At 57.3% G+C, this 17,933-nt stretch carries 15 protein-coding genes; 10 read left to right on the forward strand and 5 right to left on the reverse strand.

The window, feature by feature from the left end:
- Positions 1–8: 8 nt before the first annotated feature.
- From ACFO5Q_RS03105 to ACFO5Q_RS03135, 7 genes are all read left to right on the forward strand, one after another.
- Entirely contained in the window at positions 9–2,741 is a 2,733-nt protein-coding gene (locus ACFO5Q_RS03105) for a cation-transporting P-type ATPase (protein WP_068147857.1), read from the forward strand.
- Positions 2,728–4,434: a cation:proton antiporter gene (locus ACFO5Q_RS03110; RefSeq protein ID WP_068147963.1), complete on the forward strand. Its 1,707-nt coding sequence runs from the start codon at positions 2,728–2,730 to the stop codon at positions 4,432–4,434. The genes ACFO5Q_RS03105 and ACFO5Q_RS03110 overlap by 14 nt, the downstream gene beginning before the upstream one ends.
- A 531-nt stretch (positions 4,435–4,965) precedes the next feature.
- The gene (gene acsA / locus ACFO5Q_RS03115; protein ID WP_082719877.1) at positions 4,966–6,750 is read left to right on the forward strand and encodes an acetate--CoA ligase; all 1,785 of its coding nucleotides are present in this window, start codon (positions 4,966–4,968) and stop codon (positions 6,748–6,750) included.
- On the forward strand, positions 6,747–7,742 hold the full coding sequence (gene pdhA, locus ACFO5Q_RS03120; protein WP_068147859.1) for a pyruvate dehydrogenase (acetyl-transferring) E1 component subunit alpha: 996 nt from the start codon (positions 6,747–6,749) through the stop codon (positions 7,740–7,742). The genes acsA and pdhA overlap by 4 nt, the downstream gene beginning before the upstream one ends.
- Positions 7,739–8,716, forward strand: coding sequence for an alpha-ketoacid dehydrogenase subunit beta (locus tag ACFO5Q_RS03125; RefSeq protein ID WP_068147862.1), 978 nt, complete (start codon positions 7,739–7,741; stop codon positions 8,714–8,716). The genes pdhA and ACFO5Q_RS03125 overlap by 4 nt, the downstream gene beginning before the upstream one ends.
- A 9-nt stretch (positions 8,717–8,725) precedes the next feature.
- On the forward strand, positions 8,726–9,922 hold the full coding sequence (locus ACFO5Q_RS03130) for a dihydrolipoamide acetyltransferase family protein (RefSeq protein ID WP_068147866.1): 1,197 nt from the start codon (positions 8,726–8,728) through the stop codon (positions 9,920–9,922).
- The gene (locus ACFO5Q_RS03135) at positions 9,919–10,173 is read left to right on the forward strand and encodes an acyl carrier protein (protein ID WP_197421082.1); all 255 of its coding nucleotides are present in this window, start codon (positions 9,919–9,921) and stop codon (positions 10,171–10,173) included. Before ACFO5Q_RS03130 ends, ACFO5Q_RS03135 begins: the two co-directional genes overlap by 4 nt.
- A gap of 39 nt (positions 10,174–10,212) precedes the next feature.
- Here the strand turns inward: ACFO5Q_RS03135 and ACFO5Q_RS03140 are convergent, their stop codons facing one another.
- Positions 10,213–10,563: a hypothetical protein gene (locus ACFO5Q_RS03140; protein ID WP_068147869.1), complete on the reverse strand. Its 351-nt coding sequence runs from the start codon at positions 10,561–10,563 to the stop codon at positions 10,213–10,215.
- A gap of 198 nt (positions 10,564–10,761) precedes the next feature.
- On the opposite strand from ACFO5Q_RS03140, the gene ACFO5Q_RS03145 reads away from it, so the two are divergent.
- The 3 genes from ACFO5Q_RS03145 (at position 10,762) to ACFO5Q_RS03155 (ending at position 12,406) form a co-directional block, all read left to right on the forward strand.
- Positions 10,762–11,229, forward strand: coding sequence for a YbhB/YbcL family Raf kinase inhibitor-like protein (locus ACFO5Q_RS03145; protein WP_068147872.1), 468 nt, complete (start codon positions 10,762–10,764; stop codon positions 11,227–11,229).
- Between the two features lie 390 nt (positions 11,230–11,619).
- Positions 11,620–11,916: a hypothetical protein gene (locus ACFO5Q_RS03150; protein ID WP_068147875.1), complete on the forward strand. Its 297-nt coding sequence runs from the start codon at positions 11,620–11,622 to the stop codon at positions 11,914–11,916.
- Positions 11,917–11,962: 46 nt separating this feature from the next.
- A complete protein-coding gene (locus ACFO5Q_RS03155) occupies positions 11,963–12,406 on the forward strand; it encodes a c-type cytochrome (protein ID WP_082719878.1) in 444 nt (147 codons plus the stop codon).
- A gap of 124 nt (positions 12,407–12,530) precedes the next feature.
- Here ACFO5Q_RS03155 and ACFO5Q_RS03160 read toward each other — a convergent pair whose 3' ends face one another.
- The 4 genes from ACFO5Q_RS03160 to glgC form a co-directional block, all read right to left on the reverse strand.
- Entirely contained in the window at positions 12,531–13,517 is a 987-nt protein-coding gene (locus ACFO5Q_RS03160; protein ID WP_068147974.1) for a zinc-dependent alcohol dehydrogenase family protein, read from the reverse strand.
- A gap of 86 nt (positions 13,518–13,603) precedes the next feature.
- On the reverse strand, positions 13,604–16,150 hold the full coding sequence (gene glgP, locus ACFO5Q_RS03165; protein WP_068147877.1) for an alpha-glucan family phosphorylase: 2,547 nt from the start codon (positions 16,148–16,150) through the stop codon (positions 13,604–13,606).
- A gap of 5 nt (positions 16,151–16,155) precedes the next feature.
- Positions 16,156–16,401, reverse strand: coding sequence for a DUF2934 domain-containing protein (locus ACFO5Q_RS03170; RefSeq protein ID WP_068147881.1), 246 nt, complete (start codon positions 16,399–16,401; stop codon positions 16,156–16,158).
- Between the two features lie 21 nt (positions 16,402–16,422).
- Positions 16,423–17,826: a glucose-1-phosphate adenylyltransferase gene (glgC, locus tag ACFO5Q_RS03175; protein ID WP_082719879.1), complete on the reverse strand. Its 1,404-nt coding sequence runs from the start codon at positions 17,824–17,826 to the stop codon at positions 16,423–16,425.
- Positions 17,827–17,933 lie beyond the last annotated feature (107 nt).

The following is a 17,933-nucleotide window of genomic DNA, read 5'->3' on the forward strand; positions in this document are numbered from 1 at the left end:
GGGTGATAATGGAAAAGGCGGGCGCGGACGAGAGCCAGAAATCATGGCACACGTTATCTACTGAAAATTCGTTGGAGCTTCTTAAAGCTCCGGCGGGCGGGCTTTCGCATGTTGAAGCAACAAAGCGGCTCGCGGAATACGGCCCCAACCGACTGCCGGAAGCCGCCCGTCGCAGCGGCTTCAAGCGTTTTCTGCAGCAATTCCATCATATCCTGATCTATGTGCTGATCGGCTCCGCTGCGATTACAGCTGCGCTCGACCACTGGATCGATACGGGCGTGATCCTGGCCGTGGTTGTCGCCAATGCCCTTATCGGGTTCATTCAGGAAGGCAAGGCGGAAAAGGCGATGGAGGCCATCCGCCATATGCTGGCGCCCCGCGCCAATGTGCTCCGCGATGGGGAAAGACACCGCATAGAAGGCGAAGCGCTCGTTCCCGGTGACATTGTCTTGCTTGAAGCGGGAGACAAAGTGCCCGCCGATCTGCGCCTTCTAACCGCGCATGGCATGTCGGTGCAGGAGGCTATTCTGACCGGCGAGTCATTGCCGGTCGAGAAACATACTAAACCAGTGGCCAGTGACGTCGCTCTCGGCGACCGGTCGTGCATGGCATTTTCCGGCACGTTGGTGACGGCTGGCCAAGCCAAAGGCGCTGTCGTAGGCACCGGCAGCCAGACCGAAATCGGACGCATCAGCGGGCTGATTTCAGAAGTTGAAACACTGACCACGCCGCTTGTGGCGCAGATGGGTATCTTCGCTAAATGGCTGACCATCCTCATTCTGCTGATTGCCGCGTTGTTGCTGGCTTACGGATATTTTGTCGGCCACCATGAATTCACAGAGATGTTCATGGCGGTGGTAGGGCTATCAGTTGCCGCGATCCCCGAGGGGTTGCCTGCTGTCCTGACCATTACGCTGGCGATCGGCGTACAGGCTATGGCGCGGCGCAATGCCATCGTACGGCGTTTGCCGGCAATTGAAACACTGGGATCGGTTTCCGTTATCTGCACCGACAAAACCGGCACGCTCACACGCAACGAGATGATGGTAGCCTCTGTGCTTACCTGTCAGCATCTTTTCGCCTTGGAAGGCGACGGATATGCGCCTGAAGGACTGCTCAAGCTAGAAGATGCACATGTCGCACCTTCCGAACATGCCGTGCTGGAAGAACTCGCGCGTGCGGCGGCACTCTGCAACGATGCATTCCTGCGCGAGCATGATGGCGTATGGACGGTAGAGGGCGACCCGATGGAGGGGGCGCTCCTAGCCTTTGCTGGAAAAATGGATGTGGATGTCCGCAAGACACAGGCGGCGTGGACACGCACGGACGCTATTCCGTTCGATGCCAAGCACCGCTTCATGGCGACACTGAATCACGACCATGAACGCCATGCGTTTGTGTTCGTCAAGGGCGCTCCGGAACAGATACTTGCCATGTGTCAGGATCAGCGCGCCATGAACGGTTATACGGAAGCACTGGATATTGCTTACTGGCACGGGAAAGCCGAGGCTATCGCCGCGCTTGGGGAGCGTGTGCTCGCCGTTGCGGTGAGACCGGTGAAGTCGGACCATACGGTGCTCGAACATGGGGATGTTGAAGGTACACTCACACTGCTGGGTATGACAGGGATGATCGACCCGCCGCGTGCAGAGGCGATTGCGGCAGTCAAGGAATGCCACGGCGCAGGCATCCGTGTGAAAATGATCACGGGCGACCATGCAAAAACGGCGGCTGCTATCGGCAAGCAAATCGGATTGCAAAACCCGGAAAAGGTTCTGACCGGACGCGATCTCGACGGTATGGACGACGCGGTACTGCGTCAGACCGTGCTGGCTTGTGACATCTTCGCCCGCACCAGCCCGGAACATAAACTGCGGTTGGTCATGGCGCTGCAATCGCATGGCATGACAGTTGCGATGACCGGGGATGGCGTGAATGACGCGCCCGCCCTGAAACGCGCCGATGCGGGTATCGCCATGGGCTTAAAAGGCAGTGAAGCGGCCAAGGAAGCGGCGGAACTTGTGCTGGCAGACGATAACTTTGCCTCCATAGCCGCCGCAGTATGGGAAGGCCGCACCGTCTACGACAACATCAAGAAAGTGATCAGTTGGACGCTTCCCACCAACGCAGGCGAAGCGATGACCATCATTGTCGCGTTGCTGGCTGGGATGACACTGCCGATAACACCCGTCCAGATTCTGTGGGTCAATCTCATTACCGCTGTAACACTGGGCATCGCGCTTGCTTTTGAACCGACGGAAGAAAGTACCATGCGCCGTCCGCCGCGCCCTCGTGATGAACCGCTGTTAACCGGCGGGCTGGTCTGGCATATCGTGCTGGTGTCGTTGCTGTTCCTTTGCGGCGTGTTCGGCATGTATCACTATGCAGTTGACCGGGGCTATTCGGTAGAACTCGCCCGCACCATCGCGCTCAACGCGCTGGTGGTGATGGAAATATTCCACCTGTTCTTTATCCGGAATATCTATGGCACTTCGCTGACATGGAAGGCGGTGCGCGGGACCAAGATGGTTTGGACGGTGGTCATCGTCATCACTGCCGCGCAATTCGCGATTACCTATCTGCCGCTCTTGCAGACGGTCTTTGCCACAGAGTCCATCCCATTCCTGGATGGCCTGCTGATTGTCGGTGTCGGCGTGGCCCTGTTCGCGATCATCGAAATCGAAAAACAGGTCCGCCTTCGGGCATCACAAAAAGTGACGAATGATCATGCCCGATCTTAGCTTCCTGCATGCCTCGCCGTTCTATGAACTGACGGCGCTCATTGCCCTGGCCGCTGTTATCGGTTCCGTAGGCTTGTTGCTGCGCCAGCCGATGATCGTCAGCTTCATTGCAGTCGGCGTACTGGCCGGCCCCTCAGCCCTCGGGATTGTGCAGTCGCACGAACATATCGAGTTGCTGGCAGAGCTCGGCATCGCCGTGCTGCTATTTCTGGTCGGCCTGAAACTGGATTTGAAGCTGATCCGTACCCTTGGCCCCGTAGCGCTAGCAACAGGGCTGGGGCAAGTGACGTTCACCTCGGTGATAGGTTTTCTCATCGGTCTTGCGCTGGGGCTGGATACGGTCACTTCTCTCTATGTTGCCGTGGCGCTGACCTTCTCCAGCACCATCATCATCGTCAAACTGCTCTCAGATAAACGCGAAGTCGATTCCCTACATGGCCGGATCGCCATTGGCTTTCTGATTGTGCAGGACCTTGTCGTCGTGTTGGCGATGATGGTTCTGTCCGCCTTCGGTGTGGGTGCCCAGGAGGGGAATGATGGTTCGGTGTTCGTACATATCAGCACTAACGTGTTCTACGGCATTCTGATGCTAGGTTTTATCCTGCTTTTTATTCGCCACCTCGCGACGCCGCTGGTTAGCCGCATCGCCCACTCACAAGAACTGCTGATTATTTTTGCCATTGCATGGGCTGCGCTTCTGGCCACCATTGGCAGCGAGCTTGGTTTCAGTAAAGAGTTGGGTGGCTTGCTCGCCGGGATATCGCTGGCCTCCACGCCATTCCGCGAAGCCATCGTGGCGGGCCTTTCCTCTCTGCGGGATTTCCTCCTGTTGTTTTTCTTCATTGCACTGGGCTCGCAGCTCGATCTCGGTTTGCTTGGCGCGCAAGTTGCTCCCGCACTGGCCTTTTCTGTCTTTGTGCTTATCGGTAACCCGCTGATCGTGATGATCATTATGGGTTTGATGGGGTATAGAAAACGCACCGGATTTCTGGCTGGACTGACCGTCGCCCAGATCAGCGAGTTTTCGCTCATCTTTATGGCGATGGGACTCACGCTGGGGCATGTCTCGGCGGAATCGTTGGGGCTAGTGACTCTGGTTGGGCTGATTACGATTTCCCTGTCGGTTTATATGATCACTTATTCCCACGGCCTTTATGGCAGGCTGGAGCCTTGGTTCGACCTATTCGAACGGAAGAAGCCCTACCGTGAGGAAAAACTCGAACAGCAGCTCCTGGCCAAAGGGGAATACGACGTTATCCTTTTTGGTATCGGTCGGTACGGAAAAGCCATTGCACACTATCTGTTACAGCAGGAATACAGCTTGCTGGTGGTAGATTTCAATCCGGATGAGGTTCGCCGCTGGCGGGCACAGGGGCATGCGGCCATTTATGGAGATGCGAGCGATCCGGCATTTATCGCCAGCCTGCCATTAAATGGCGTCAAGTGGATTGTCTCCGCCATGCCCCAGCATGATATCGGCGTCACTCATGAGGATCCTCGTCTCATCCTTCTGGAAGGGTTGAAACAGCAACACTGCAGCGCCGGAATCGCAATATCTACTCAGCGCTCCCACGATAGGGAAATCCTCAGAGAGAAAGGGGCGACACTGGTTCTCCTGCCGTTTTTTGACGCGGCGGAACAGGCTGTGTTGCGGATGAAGATCTTGCAAGAAAAATTAAGAGAAACTGAATAGCTCCAAACTGAGTGAGCCCTGATACTGATAGGGCCGCCGACGATGTCCTGTAAATATGGCTGACGGACACTTGTCGATGCAGACGACTATCGAAAGCCTTTCACAGGAAAGGCAAGCGTCCGGTGAGGAAGGGAGGTTCAGGAACATGTCTAAACTCAACTACTATACTCGTTGCACTAGACACAGCTTTTTAACGTCAAGACCTTTTTTGCAGGAAAGTGACGCGCAGGTCACGGATATTGGCCAATATCAAAGCTACGCCACGTCCCTTTCAGGTTGAATATGATTGTTTCCAGTTAGTGCTGAATTACCGTTGTGAGTCAGAAAGCACACTGGTAGATCAGCGAGCCTGTCAATTGGTGAAGCTGAAGGTCTCTATGCTGCCTGTGCTTCATGCATCTGACTGCGTGCCTCACGCGGGTAGACCAAACGGTTCATATTGATTTCTGTCAATGACGATTGATCGTCGCTCCTTATGCTTAATGGTGGCATTTACGCTTCGTGGATACTGCGAACAGGAGGGATTGTCAGATGCTGCCCACAGAGGACAAGTCATTCGTGTCACAATCTTCGCCGCTGGAGCAGCGGATCGGTCAAGCCCTGCTTTGGCATGGCAAGGACTATGAGGCCCTTTGTTCGACCTTTTCCTGGAAGGCAGCCGGACGCCAGTTGGACGGATTGCCGGAAGGCGGGCTCAATATTGCTTATGAGGCGGTTGACCGGCATGTGATGTGGAACGGCTGCGAGAAGACCGCCATCCGCTGGCTCGGGAAATCGGGTAACTGTCGCGATATCAGTTACGCCGACCTGGCGCGCGATACGGCCCGGTTCGCGTCGGTCCTTGATCATCTGGGCATTGAGCAGGGGGAGCGGGTTTTCGCGCTGATGGGACGAGAGCCCGCACTTTATGTCACCGCTTTGGGCACACTCAGGCGTGGTGCCGTGTTCTGTCCGCTTTTTTCAGCATTTGGGCCGGACCCCATCAAGGCACGCATCAGTATCGGCGAAGGTGCTGTGCTTGTGACCACGAAAGCATTCTATCAGAAAAAAATCGCCCACATCAGGGGCGAGTTGCCAACGCTCAAGCACGTCCTGATCGTGGGAGATGCGGATGACCTGCCGGATGATACGCTGTCGTTTGATACCCTGTTGGCAGCCGGTGATCCCGGCTTCCCTGTGGCACAAACGAGGCCGCATGACATGGCGCTTCTGCATTTCACCAGCGGTACGACCGGTAAGCCCAAGGGGGCGTTCCATGTGCATGAAGCGGTGCTGGCGCATCATGTGTCGGCGCAGTACGCTCTTGATCTCAGGAAAGACGATATCATCTGGTGCACCGCCGATCCCGGTTGGGTGACAGGCACCTCCTATGGCATTATTGCGCCGCTGACGACCGGTGCGACCATGATTGTTGACGAGGCAGAGTTCAACCCCGAGCGCTGGTACACCATACTGCAGGATCAAAAGGTAACGGTTTGGTATAGCGCGCCCACAGCCATCCGCATGTTGATGAAGGCGGGAGGCGACTTGGCGCGCGAATATGATCTGTCGGCGCTCAGGTTCCTGGCGTCGGTGGGGGAACCCCTGAACCCTGAAGCGGTGATCTGGAGCGCTGACGTTTTTGGTAAACCATTCCATGACAATTGGTGGCAGACGGAAACCGGCGCGATCATGATTGGCAATCTGGCCATAGGTGATATCAAACCGGGGTCGATGGGGCGCCCGCTGCCAGGTATTGACGCGGGCATCGTTGAACTGCGCGAGGATGGTAGCGTGCGGGAAATCACGTCTGCGGGTGAGGTGGGTGAGTTGGCTCTCAGGCCCGGCTGGCCCTCGATGTTCCGCGGATATCTGCACGAGACAGCGCGCTACGAGAAATGCTTCAAGGGCGGCTGGTACCTGAGCGGCGATCTGGCTATGCGCGACACGGACGGCTATTATTGGTTCGTCGGGCGTGCGGACGACATGATCAAATCGTCTGGTCATCTGATTGGCCCATTTGAGGTGGAAAGCGCGCTTGTGGCGCATGATGCCGTGGCGGAAGCCGCGGTGATCGGCGTGCCGGACGAACGCGCGGGCGAGGTGGTGAAGGCGTTCGTGACGCTCCATCACGGGATTGAACCCGACGAGACGACGAGACGCGATATCCTTGCCCACGTCCGGCGCAGCCTTGGCGCGGCTGTCGCGCCACGGGTGATCGAATTTGCCGATGAATTGCCGAAAACCCGGAGCGGAAAGATCATGCGGCGGCTCTTGAAGGCCCGTGAGCTCGGGCTACCGGAGGGCGACACGTCCACCCTGGAGACATTCAAATGAACAAGTATGCCCCAGGCGATGTCCGCCCGCACTTAACGCGCGACCATTGCCTGCACCTGATGAAGCAGATGACCCGTATCCGCCGGTTCGAAGAAAAGTGTGCAGAGCTCTACACCCAGGAGAAAATCCGGGGCTTCCTGCACCTGTATATCGGTGAAGAGGCTGTGGCGACCGGGGTGACAGAAGCCCTGGGCCCCGAGGATGCCGTGGTGGCCACTTACCGCGAACACGGGCATGCGCTTGTGCGCGGGGTGCCCGCGGATCGCATCATGGCGGAAATGTTCGGGAGGATTGACGGTGTCTGCCGGGGGCGCGGCGGATCGATGCATCTTTTCGATGTCGGGCGGCGCTTTTATGGCGGCAATGCCATCGTGGGCGGCGGCCTGCCGCTGGCGGTTGGCCTCGCGCTTGCCGACAAGATGCAGGGGCGCGACCGGGTGACAGTTTGCTTCTTCGGCGAAGGGGCTGTAGCAGAAGGCGAGTTCCACGAAAGTCTCAATCTCGCGGCGCTATGGAAATTGCCCGTCCTGTTCGTGTGCGAAAACAATGGCTATGCCATGGGCACAGCGCTCGACCGATCCGAGTCTGAGACCGATATCCATGCCAAGGCCGCCAGTTACCGGCTACCTGCTGAAGTGGTGGATGGCATGAATGTGGTGGAGGTGGAAGCCGCAGCCCGCCGTGCCACGGGTGCCATCCGTGCGGCTGAAGGGCCCTATTTCCTTGAGTGCCGCACCTACCGCTTCCGCGCCCATTCCATGTTCGACCCCCAGCTGTACCGCTCGAAAGACGAAGTGGCGGCGTGGGAGAAGAAGGGCCCGGTGGTTCGCTTCCGGGATTGGATGGTGGCGGCGGGCATGGCGCATGAGGCCGATCTCGCTCGGATCGAGGAAGAGGTGGCAGCGGAAGTGACAGCCGCAGTTGCCTTTGCCGAAGCAAGCGAATGGGAAAGCGTGAACACAATGCTTGAAGAAGTAGGGGCTTTGGGATGACCGAAGAGGTGACATACCGGGAGGCCGTTGGCCGGACCATACGCGACGCCATGAAGGCAGACGACCGGGTTTTCATCATGGGTGAAGATGTCGCCCGTTATGGCGGCACTTACGCTGTAACCAAAGGGCTTGCCGAAGAGTTCGGCGAAGACCGGGTGCGCGATACGCCGCTGTCGGAATCAGCCTTCACTGGCGCCGGCATCGGTGCAGCGATTGGTGGCATGCGACCGATTGTCGAGATTATGACGGTGAATTTCAGCTTGCTGGCGCTTGACCAGATTTTGAATACCGCCGCCACCTTCCGCCATATGTCCGGCGGGCAGGTGGGTGTGCCGTTGGTGATCCGCATTGCAACCGGTGCCGGGCGGCAACTGGCGGCCCAGCATTCTCACAGCCTTGAGAATTGGTATGCCCATATCCCGGGGCTGAGGGTGCTCGCGCCCGCGACCGTGCAGGATGCCTATGCCATGCTGGCTCCAGCGCTTCAGGACCCAGACCCGGTGATCATTTTCGAGCATGTCATGCTTTATGGACGAACGGAGCCGTTGGACACATCCTCAGTTGCGGACCTTCGCTCTGCCGCTGTGCGCCGTGCGGGCACCGACATTAGCCTGATCACCTATGGCGGGTCCCTGCCGAAAACGCTGGAGGCCGCAGAGGTGCTGACAGAGGAAGGGATCGGCGCCGAGGTGCTGGACCTTCGCGTGCTGCGCCCACTCGATAATGCCGCGATCCTTGAGACGGTATCGAAAACCCGGCGCGCGGTGGTTGTGGATGAAGGCTGGCTGACCGGCAGCCTAGCGGCCGAAATATCCGCCCGGATCATGGAAGGCGCCTTCTGGGAACTGGACGCGCCCGTGGGCCGGGTATGCTCGGCCGAAATCCCGATCCCGTACCCCAAGCATCTTGAAGACGCTGCCTTGCCGCAAGTGGACAGGATTGTCGCCGCGGCCATGGCCGCCATGGGCCGGTAGGGGGCGCATATGGGGCTTTTCAAAATGCCGTCGCTGGGGGCCGATATGGAGGCCGGTACGCTGGTGGAATGGATGATCGCGCCGGGTGACGTGGTTGCCAAGGGTGATACTGTGGCGGTTGTTGAAACCCAGAAAGGCGCGATTGAAATCGAGACGTTCGAGGCAGGCACTGTCGGCAAACTGCTGGTCGAAGTGGGTGAGACCGTGCCGGTGGGTACACCGCTCGCCGAAATCGGTGATGTTTCGGCGCCAGAGGCCGCGCCTGCACCTGCACCGGAGTCAGCGGTTGCGCTAGAGCCCACGCAGGAAGTTACAGCCGCGCCGGAAGCGCCACCACCGACACCTAAACCCACGGCGGCACCCACCCCCGCAAGCGCCGGGCGTCACCGGGCGTCGCCCGCTGCCCGCAAGCTTGCTGCGGAGACGGGCGTTGACCTGTCAGGCATCAAGGGCACCGGCCCCGGTGGTGCGGTCACGAGCTGCGACCTAGAGGGCGCGCCGAAAGCGACACCACGAGAGGCCGCTCGTGCATCAGGGATCGATTTCACCGAGATGCGCAAGGCCATTGGCCGGGCGATGGCCCGGTCGAAGCGGGAAATCCCGCACTATTACCTCAAGCACCAGATTGACCTGCAGGCCGCCAGCGCGTGGCTTGAGGATTATAATGGATCGCAAGAGCCGGCGGGCCGATTGCTAATGGGCGCGCTACTGGTGAAAGCCGTGGCCCTTGCGCTGAAGAATTTCCCGGACATGAACGGCTTTTATGAAGACGATGCCTTTACACCAAGCGTCGCCATCCATTGCGGTGTTGCTGTGGCTGTACGAGGTGGCGGCTTGATTGCTCCTGCGGTCCACGACACTGACAGCCTGTCGCTCAGTGACCTGATGGCCGCGATGCGCGATCTGGTTGCCCGGGTGCGGGCGGGTGGCCTGAAGGGATCGGAACTTGCGGACCCGACGATCACGATCACCAGCCTCGGCGATCGCGGCGTGGACGAAGTCTACGGCGTTATCCACCCGCCGCAGGTGGCGATTGTCGGCTTTGGCACAGTGGAAGAGCGCCCCCTGGTTGTGGATGGCTCACTTGTGGCTGCCCCCACGGTAATTAGCACGCTGGCCGCGGACCATAGGGTCGGCGACGGCAGGCGCGGTGCCCTGTTCCTGCGCGACATCGAAACGCTTCTACAGAAACCGGAGGCCCTATGACGTCCCACATGACCCATGATGCGCTTCGGCGCGCTTTTGAAGAAGAATTGTTGGCTATCGCACCTGACGCCAGCCTCGACGGTGTGGCCGAGGACGCGGACTTGCGCGATGCGCTTGATCTGGACTCGATGGATATCATGAATTTGGTGATCGCGCTTCATGACCGCCTTGGTGTGGATATTCCGGACAAGGACGCAGCCCAGTTGGTGACGATTAAAGGCGCACTCGATTACCTAAAAGGAAAAAGCTGAGGAACCGTTTTCGGAGGAAGAACGGAACCCCTTTGCCGCTTAGCAGCAATCGGATCGTGTTTGCGACCCGAATCCTTCCAGCCGCCAGTGCATTTGCCGGATATTGTGCACTGCCCCACTGAAGGCGTCGTCAAGCGCCTGTCTGACGCTATCCGTCAATCTGGGCAGGAAGCCGTGGCAGTTGATGCCAATACGCTGGCCGTGCCAATGCAGTACAACAGCTACTTTCACTGAGGGGCCATCGTCTGGTGACAGCACCTCAATGGTGACATGAATGGGATAAATGTCGCCGAAGCGTTCCTGGAGGCGCCGAACCCGGGTTGCAACATCCTGTTCCATTACCGGATTTGCTGCGACACCGCTGAATGTCACCGTTGCGAATTCCTGCATCCTCATATCTCCGCGACAGTCTGCCGGAAGGAAAGTGCGTGTTCAGGTTATCACGAAAAGGCCTGAATACCTATTGATGTGCCGCCAGAGGTTGGTGCGGATGTTGATCTGGCTCAATGACACGAGATGGAAGCGCGTTCATTCTGAGGTTCGTACCGGGCTGCTGGCGGGGACGCTTGCTCATTTAAGGAGGATGCCATGAGCCTCAGTTTGACCAGTTCCGCTTTCGAAGACAAAGGAAGAATACCGGTTAATTACACCTGTGAGGGTGATAACTGTTCGCCCGCGCTCAGGTGGCGGGGCGCACCAGAAGAGGCGGAGAGCTTTTTGCTAACCTGCGAAGACCCGGATGCGCCCAGTGGGGTCTTTCGTCATTGGGCAGCATACGACATACCGCCGACATGGGCGGGTTTGAAAACCGGCTATACGAATACCACCGATGAGCAGTCCTTTCGTCAGGCCATCAATGATTTTGGCCTGGCGGGCTATAGCGGACCCTGTCCGCCCTTGCGTAACGCACCCCACAGGTATCGGTTTCAGATTTCAGCGCTCGATGTTCATACATTACCGGTAAGGCATGGCGCGACCTGCGCCGAGGTGTTGGCTGCGGCCAAGCCCCATGTGATCGAAAGCGCCGAATTGATGGGATATTACGGCCGTGAATGACGCAACTGTGAAACAGAACCAAGCTATGTAGGGGCTGTTTTTTTGAGATGATCAATAAAAGATGGAAGGACAACGATGTTGGAAGGATTTAATCGGTGGTTTTGTTGTCTTGTGATTCTGTTGCTTGCGGGGTGCGCTTCCTCTGTTGACTGTAATGTCGTGTCCTTTCATTCCCTTGAAGAACCGCATGGTGAACGCGTGAGGCTTGTGCACAAAGATCCGGCAAAAACTGGCGGTCCGGAATTCAAACATTATGCAGCACAAATAGCACCGGTTTTGGCCAAGGTAGGATATCGGCCCTTAACGAGCCCGGACACAGACCTGGTATTTGAGATCGGTTACGGTGTCGGGCCAGGGCCTGAGGAAATAACACGACTACCCAGATGTTCCATGCGGTATCATTTTCGCCCACATGAGCCAGGAGGCCCGCTTTACTATGGCATGCAATGCTTTGACACCGGTGTCGAGATCAGGGAAAAATTCGTCCATTTTCTGGAGCTGAAAGTGCGGCGTGCGGGCGAAGGGCAGCCGGTCGTCTATGAAGGTATGGTGCATGGACTGGATGCATCGGCCAACCTGTCAGTCATGATGCCTTATCTGATTGCGGCGCTGTTTGACGAGTTTCCGGGCGTTAGCGGAGAAGTCCGCAGTGTCACAATTGATCGCTCTGCGAGGCCCGACAAATAGCGGGCAGGGCAAGTAGCCTGCACTTCATTCAATAAGGAGAATAACGATGTCAAAATGGAGAATAGCTTTGCTGACATGCGCTTGCCTGTCATTGGCAGCGTGTGGAGATAATCAATCCAAGGGCTTTACTCTTCCAAAAGGCGATGTGGCTTCTGGCCAGGCAGTGTTCCAGGCCCGCCAGTGTACCGCTTGCCACACGGTGAAAGGGGTGGCGTTCGACCTTGGGGATGTTGAACCAGAGATGTCGCTGCAGCTGGGTGGCAAGATGAGAAAAGTCTATACCTATGGCCAGTTGGTAACATCCGTCATCAATCCGTCCCACAAATTGTCGAAGCGCTTTCCTGGCAAGGACGTCGATGACTTCGGAATCTCGAAGATGCGCAATTACAATGCAGTGCTGACAGTCAAAGAATTGACCGACCTTGTCGCATTTCTTGAGGCGCACTACGAGTTGGAACCCTACCAGCCGACCAGCTATGGTCATATGTAACACCACCTGTGTAGGCATGCAGCTCGGGGAAAAGGGCGACGTACCCTGCAGGTTGGGTGCGGTCAGGATAAGGTGTTGGAATGCATCAATCCAGTCATATCATGGCCAGTCATATCATGGCCAGTCATATCATGGTCAGGACCGCGGCGCCGTCAAAGCGGCCATGGCGCAGATCGTCCAGAGCTTGATTGGCCTCCCGGAGCTGATAAAGGTGTACGGAGGTCTTGACCGGCACCTTTGGCGCCTCAGCAAGAAAAGCCTCGCCGTCCTCGCGTGTCAGGTTGGCAACGGACCGTAGCGTTCGCTCTTGCCAGAGATACTCATAGGGAAAGGACGGTATATCGCTCATGTGGATACCTGCGCAAACCACTGTGCCGCCGGGCGCAACCCGCCTAAGCGCGATGGGTACCAGATCTCCAACAGGGGCAAACAGAATTGCGGCATCCAATGGATGGGGTGGCGTCTCATCACTGTTACCCGCCCATGTAGCACCCAGGGAACTGGCGAAGGCCTGTGCTTTTTTGTCTCCTGGTTTCGTGAATGCATAAATCTTTCGCGCCTGATGCCGCGCTATCTGCGTCATGATATGGGCGGCCGCTCCGAAACCATACAGTCCGATATGCTGTGCACTTCCTGTCATTCGGTATGCCCTGAAGCCAATCAGTCCCGCACACATTAACGGGGCAGCATTCACGTCGCTGAATGTATCCGGAACGGGAAAACAATAGTGGTGGTTAGCCACCATATAGTCGGCAAAGCCGCCATCCAGTGTATAGCCCGTGAAAGCCGCATTCTCACACAGATTTTCACGCCCAGATTGACAGTATGGACATTCGCCGCACGTGCGACCCAGCCAGGGCACACCGACACGGTCCCCGATGCTGAAACCGGTGACCCGCGGCCCCAACTCTGCGATAGTGCCGATCACTTCATGGCCCGGAATGAGGGGCAGTTTGGGGTGTTTAAGGTCTCCGTCAGCGACATGCAGATCAGTTCGGCAGACCGCGCATGCATGGACACGGATCAATATCTGACCCTCGGATGGCGCAGGCCGGGGCACAGAGCGAAGCTCAAGGGGTTTTCCAGGGCGGGGCAGCACCATTGCATTCATCGTCTCTGTCATTGCTATGCCTCCTGGGCTGGCACAATAGCATGCCGTGTAGTCGCATGAATTACCGCCCCAATGCCACCGTTCTGTCAATGCTGCCAGCGGATCAATGGTAGCTCGGCTGGTAGAAACGCGTGTTCATTGTGGGCGATGACGCGCGGCGTATAGGCCGATGGTGGCCGGTCGATCGGGATGGTCAGTTGGTAGATGTAGCCGTGTTCCGCGCCGGGCAGGTTGTCTGCGCGGGTCATGATTTTCCGGAATGGTGATGAGCCAGTTCCTGCGCCATCGGCATAAAGTTCGACCCGTATTTCGTCGGGTGAAATTTCCCCGAGGTAGACCTGGACCGAAAACGCGACGCCCCGCACGCACGGCTCGCTCTCTAAAGTGCCAAAATGAATCTGGTTCCAGTGGCGGACCAAAAAGTTCTTCCAATCTTCAAGCGTTTGGCCAAGCTTCCCGCCTTCCTTCTGGCGTGTATGATAGGCCGCGGCGGCTGGGCAGTAATAGCTGTTATAGTATTCCCGTACCATTCGATTGGCACTGAAATGTGGTGCAAGATTGGCCATGCTGGTGCGTACCCTTGCGACCCAGGCGTCAGGCAGGGCACCGTCCGGTCGTTCGTAAAATTCAGGAACGATCTCATTTTCCAGAACCTGATACAAAGCCTCGGCATCGGCTGTGTCTCGGGAGTTTTTCTCTGCCTCACTCAGGACACCAGACACTCCGTTCGTCCAGGCACCTGTCCCGATGGCCCAGCCGGATTTGCCGTTATGGGCTTCGGCCCACCAGCCATCGGGTACTGACAGGTTGAGCCCGCCATTCACCAGGGTCTTCATGCCACTGGTGCCACAGGCTTCCATGGGCGGGCGCGGGGTGTTGATCCAGACGTCCACGCCCGCGACCAAGTCCTGCGCCAGCCGGATATCATAGTCTTCAAGAAATACCGCCCGATGGCTGACATCCGGTTGTTGGGTGAAAGCAACCCATTCCGCTACCAATTGTTTGCCCTGTGGGTCGTTTGAGTGTGCCTTGCCTGCCACCACAATCTGCACCGGGCGATTGGGGTTGTTGAGCAAGCGCTTCAGTCGGGCATGGTCAGACAACAACAGCCCCGCGCGCTTATAGTCGGTGAAGCGCCTTGCAAAGCCGAGGGTCAAGACATTGGGATCGAATAGCGTGTCTGGGTCGACGTGCGACCTTGTCCCCGCATGGGTTTTCTGCTGGGCTTCCAACCGGCGTCTCAACTTGACGATCAGATCAGACCGTTGTTGGGCTCGAAAGGTCCACAGCACCTGATCTGAGAGATTTTCTATGCCAACTGGCAGTTCCTCTGTTGTACCGCACCAGCGGCTTTTGCCGCAGGCGCAAGTCCAAAGGTCGTCCGCCCATTTCGAGTCCCAGGAAGGGGTATGCACGCCGTTGGTTACGTGACTAACGGGGACTTCCTCAGTTGGCCATCGGGGGTAAAGCGGTGCAAATAATTGCTGGCTGACATGGGCGTGCCGTTGGCTGACGCCATTGATCATGGCTGATCCGCGGACCGCGAGCCATGTCATATTGAACGGTTCGGAGGTGTCTGATGGATTTAGCCGCCCAAGTGCCAGAACCAAGTCTGCTTCGATGTCATAGCGTTTGAGGATATCACGGATATAATTTGTTGGAAGCGGTACTTCGACAGGTGAGTAACGGTCAAACCCTGCACTTACGGGCGTGTGAGTGGTGAAGATGGTACCGGCGCGGGCTATCCAGAAAGCCGGCCAGAAGGAGCGTCCCGTACGCGCCATTATGGAAAGCGTTCGTGCCAACACCACCATTGCGGTATGACCTTCATTGAGGTGGCAGACATCAATGGGCAGGTTCAGCGTTTCGATCAGGCGCCAACCGCCAATGCCCAGAACAAGTTCCTGCAGGAATCGAGTTTCCGGATCGTTTGTGTATAGTTTCGCGGTGATGCCACGATCGGTCGCGCTATTGAGGAGGTCGTTGCTGTCGAGCAGATATAGTTTGACGCGGCCCACCGTGGCCTGCCAGACCCTTATCGACAGAAGGCGCCCCGGTAGCTCAAGCTGGATGCGGAGGTGATTGCCATTCGGCGACGGTACCGGTTCAATCGGCAGGTAGGCCGGCTCGCTATAGGGAAATGCTTCCGCCTGTTGGCCAGCAGCGTCAATAAACTGTCGGCAATAGCCTTCCTGATACAGGAGACCGATGCCGACTGCAGGAACGCCCAAATCGCTGGCCGCTTTCAGATAGTCGCCCGCAAGCATGCCAAGGCCGCCCGCATATAAGGGCAGCGCCTCGCTGAGGCCGAATTCCATACTGAAGTAGGCAATGCTCCGGGGTGTGCGAAGGTCTTTGGGTAAATTATCTGTCCACAGCTGGCGGTCGCGGTAGCGCTGGCGTTCCTGGATGAGAGCGTTCACATCCTGCAGGAGGGCCGGGTCGGAAAGACATGCTTCCAACCGGTCTGCAGGCAGTTGTTGCAGGAGGAAACGGGGATTTTCCGTCCGGTCCCATACGGCCTGATCCAATTGGCGCCAGACAGCGTCTCCAGCGTGGCTCCAGCTCCAGAACAAATCCAGGGACAGCTGTTCCAGTTTCTGCCGCATCAATGCATTTGGTGGCGATGCCATCAGAATCAGGAAACGTCTGCCTGAGAGGCTTTCACCTTGCGTGGCGCTGCCGCTCTTTTCGCCTTAGCTGCTTTGGTTTTTGGGCGTTTTTCTGGGCTGCTGCCAGGCGCGCGCGGCGGTGGATTGAAAAGTGCCTTCAGCTCAGATTCGGCCTGAAGCCAGTGATCAATATCATAGCCGTGCGGGCAACCTTCCTCTTCCCAGATCAGGTAGCTTCGCTTCGCAATTTGTTCGTACGGGGGTATTGTCATGGTGTCCTCCGGTGGGTCCTATCAGGGTAGACTTGGTTGACTGAGGGAGAGTGGCGCGGGCAAATTGGCGTTGCCGGGCCTTGGTGCTATTTCTCTATCCATTTTCCGGTGAACCATCGCCGTGTTGGCAGGTCGACGCGGCGCGGATAGTTTTCGGCCAATCATCCGCTGCTGCAGCCCATGGGGTGTTACCAGCGTGACGCCATCAGCAGTTCGGGTAAACCAGCGCTTGTCTTCTTCCGCATCTAGGCCCACGGCCATGTTTTCCGGGATGGTGCAGCCTTCGCTGACGACGGTTTTATGCAAAATGGTGCCTTCCCCGACGGTTGATCCTGGCAGCAGCACGCTTTTCTTGATGCAGCAGTGCGGTGCGATATGCACATCGGCAGATACGATGCTGTGATCAAGATTTGTGTCCTCAATGATCGCGCCTGGCGCCAGAACCACGTTTCGGATTTGGCCAAACTGACTGTTTGGCGACAGAATGATCCGAGCTGCAGGTCTTTGCTCCGGTGCGGTTCTGATTGGCCAAGAGGTGTCATAGAGATCAAGTGGTGGATGAACATCGGTTAGGTCGAGGCACGCGCGCCAATAGGCATCCAGTGTGCCCACATCCCGCCAGTAAGGAAGGGCTGCAGATACCCCGGCCCGACAACTGTTGGTAAACTGGTGCGCATAGAGCTTTGATCGTCCGACAAGACGGGGCAGCAGGTCATGGCCGAAATCGTGGCTGGACGCGCTATTGTGATGGTCTTCATACAGAAGTTCGGCGAGGAAATCTGCTTTGAACAGATAAATGCCCATGCTGGCGAGGCAGGTGTCAGGGGAACCTGGGATCGTTGCCGGAGCCTTGGGTTTTTCAATAAACGTCTTGACGCTATTGGTCGCGTCGATAGCGACAATGCCAAAATCCTGAGCCTTTCCAGTTGGGACGCCAACACAAGAGATCGTGGCGTCTGCGTCATTCTGGATATGCTCCGCCAACATGCGGCGATAGTCCTGTTTGTAGACATGGTCTCCTGCCAAGACCAGGATATGCTCTGGCGTATCGCCACCAAGGTGCCTGAGGCTCTGGAACACAGCATCTGCGGTGCCTTTGTACCATCCGTTGCCGTCGCCAGCTTGTTCTGCAGGCCACGGTTCAATGAATTCATCCAGATCACGATGAAGAAAACTCCAGCCCTTGTTCAGGTGGCGGAGCAGGCTCTGTGCGCGATATTGGGTTGCCACGCCGATGCGCCGGATACCGCTGTTGATGCAATTCGACAAGGGAAAATCGATCAGCCTATGGCTGCCGCCAAACGGGACTGCGGGTTTGGCCTGCATAGCCCCCAAATCATGAAGTCTGGCCCCTTTTCCGCCCGCCAGGATCACCGCGGTCGTCTTGCGTAGCGCATAATCCAGATCTGGATTGCGATCAGGCATAATATCCCCCTCAGGTATGGAAGAATTGAAAAGGAAGGATACCATCAATCCGTGTCGGAAAATTGACAGGGATCAACGTTTTGGTGTTGTTGTGCCAATTTTCTCCG

It is taken from the genome of Kordiimonas lipolytica, from assembly GCF_042651265.1.
GTDB classification, from domain to species: domain Bacteria; phylum Pseudomonadota; class Alphaproteobacteria; order Sphingomonadales; family Kordiimonadaceae; genus Kordiimonas; species Kordiimonas lipolytica.

Excerpts from the sequence above, each read along its gene's own strand:
- ACFO5Q_RS03160 (WP_068147974.1), bottom strand. The coding sequence starts at position 13,517 with ATGAATGCAATGGTGCTGCCCCGCCCTGGAAAACCCCTTGAGCTTCGC.
- acsA (WP_082719877.1), top strand. The coding sequence starts at position 4,966 with ATGCTGCCCACAGAGGACAAGTCATTCGTGTCACAATCTTCGCCGCTG.
- ACFO5Q_RS03125 (WP_068147862.1), top strand. The coding sequence starts at position 7,739 with ATGACCGAAGAGGTGACATACCGGGAGGCCGTTGGCCGGACCATACGC.
- ACFO5Q_RS03110 (WP_068147963.1), top strand. The coding sequence starts at position 2,728 with ATGCCCGATCTTAGCTTCCTGCATGCCTCGCCGTTCTATGAACTGACG.
- glgC (WP_082719879.1), bottom strand. The coding sequence starts at position 17,826 with ATGCCTGATCGCAATCCAGATCTGGATTATGCGCTACGCAAGACGACC.
- ACFO5Q_RS03140 (WP_068147869.1), bottom strand. The coding sequence starts at position 10,563 with ATGCAGGAATTCGCAACGGTGACATTCAGCGGTGTCGCAGCAAATCCG.
- ACFO5Q_RS03170 (WP_068147881.1), bottom strand. The coding sequence starts at position 16,401 with ATGACAATACCCCCGTACGAACAAATTGCGAAGCGAAGCTACCTGATC.
- ACFO5Q_RS03130 (WP_068147866.1), top strand. The coding sequence starts at position 8,726 with ATGGGGCTTTTCAAAATGCCGTCGCTGGGGGCCGATATGGAGGCCGGT.
- ACFO5Q_RS03105 (WP_068147857.1), top strand. The coding sequence starts at position 9 with ATGGAAAAGGCGGGCGCGGACGAGAGCCAGAAATCATGGCACACGTTA.
- pdhA (WP_068147859.1), top strand. The coding sequence starts at position 6,747 with ATGAACAAGTATGCCCCAGGCGATGTCCGCCCGCACTTAACGCGCGAC.
- ACFO5Q_RS03150 (WP_068147875.1), top strand. The coding sequence starts at position 11,620 with ATGCGGTATCATTTTCGCCCACATGAGCCAGGAGGCCCGCTTTACTAT.
- glgP (WP_068147877.1), bottom strand. The coding sequence starts at position 16,150 with ATGGCATCGCCACCAAATGCATTGATGCGGCAGAAACTGGAACAGCTG.
- ACFO5Q_RS03135 (WP_197421082.1), top strand. The coding sequence starts at position 9,919 with ATGACGTCCCACATGACCCATGATGCGCTTCGGCGCGCTTTTGAAGAA.
- ACFO5Q_RS03145 (WP_068147872.1), top strand. The coding sequence starts at position 10,762 with ATGAGCCTCAGTTTGACCAGTTCCGCTTTCGAAGACAAAGGAAGAATA.
- ACFO5Q_RS03155 (WP_082719878.1), top strand. The coding sequence starts at position 11,963 with ATGTCAAAATGGAGAATAGCTTTGCTGACATGCGCTTGCCTGTCATTG.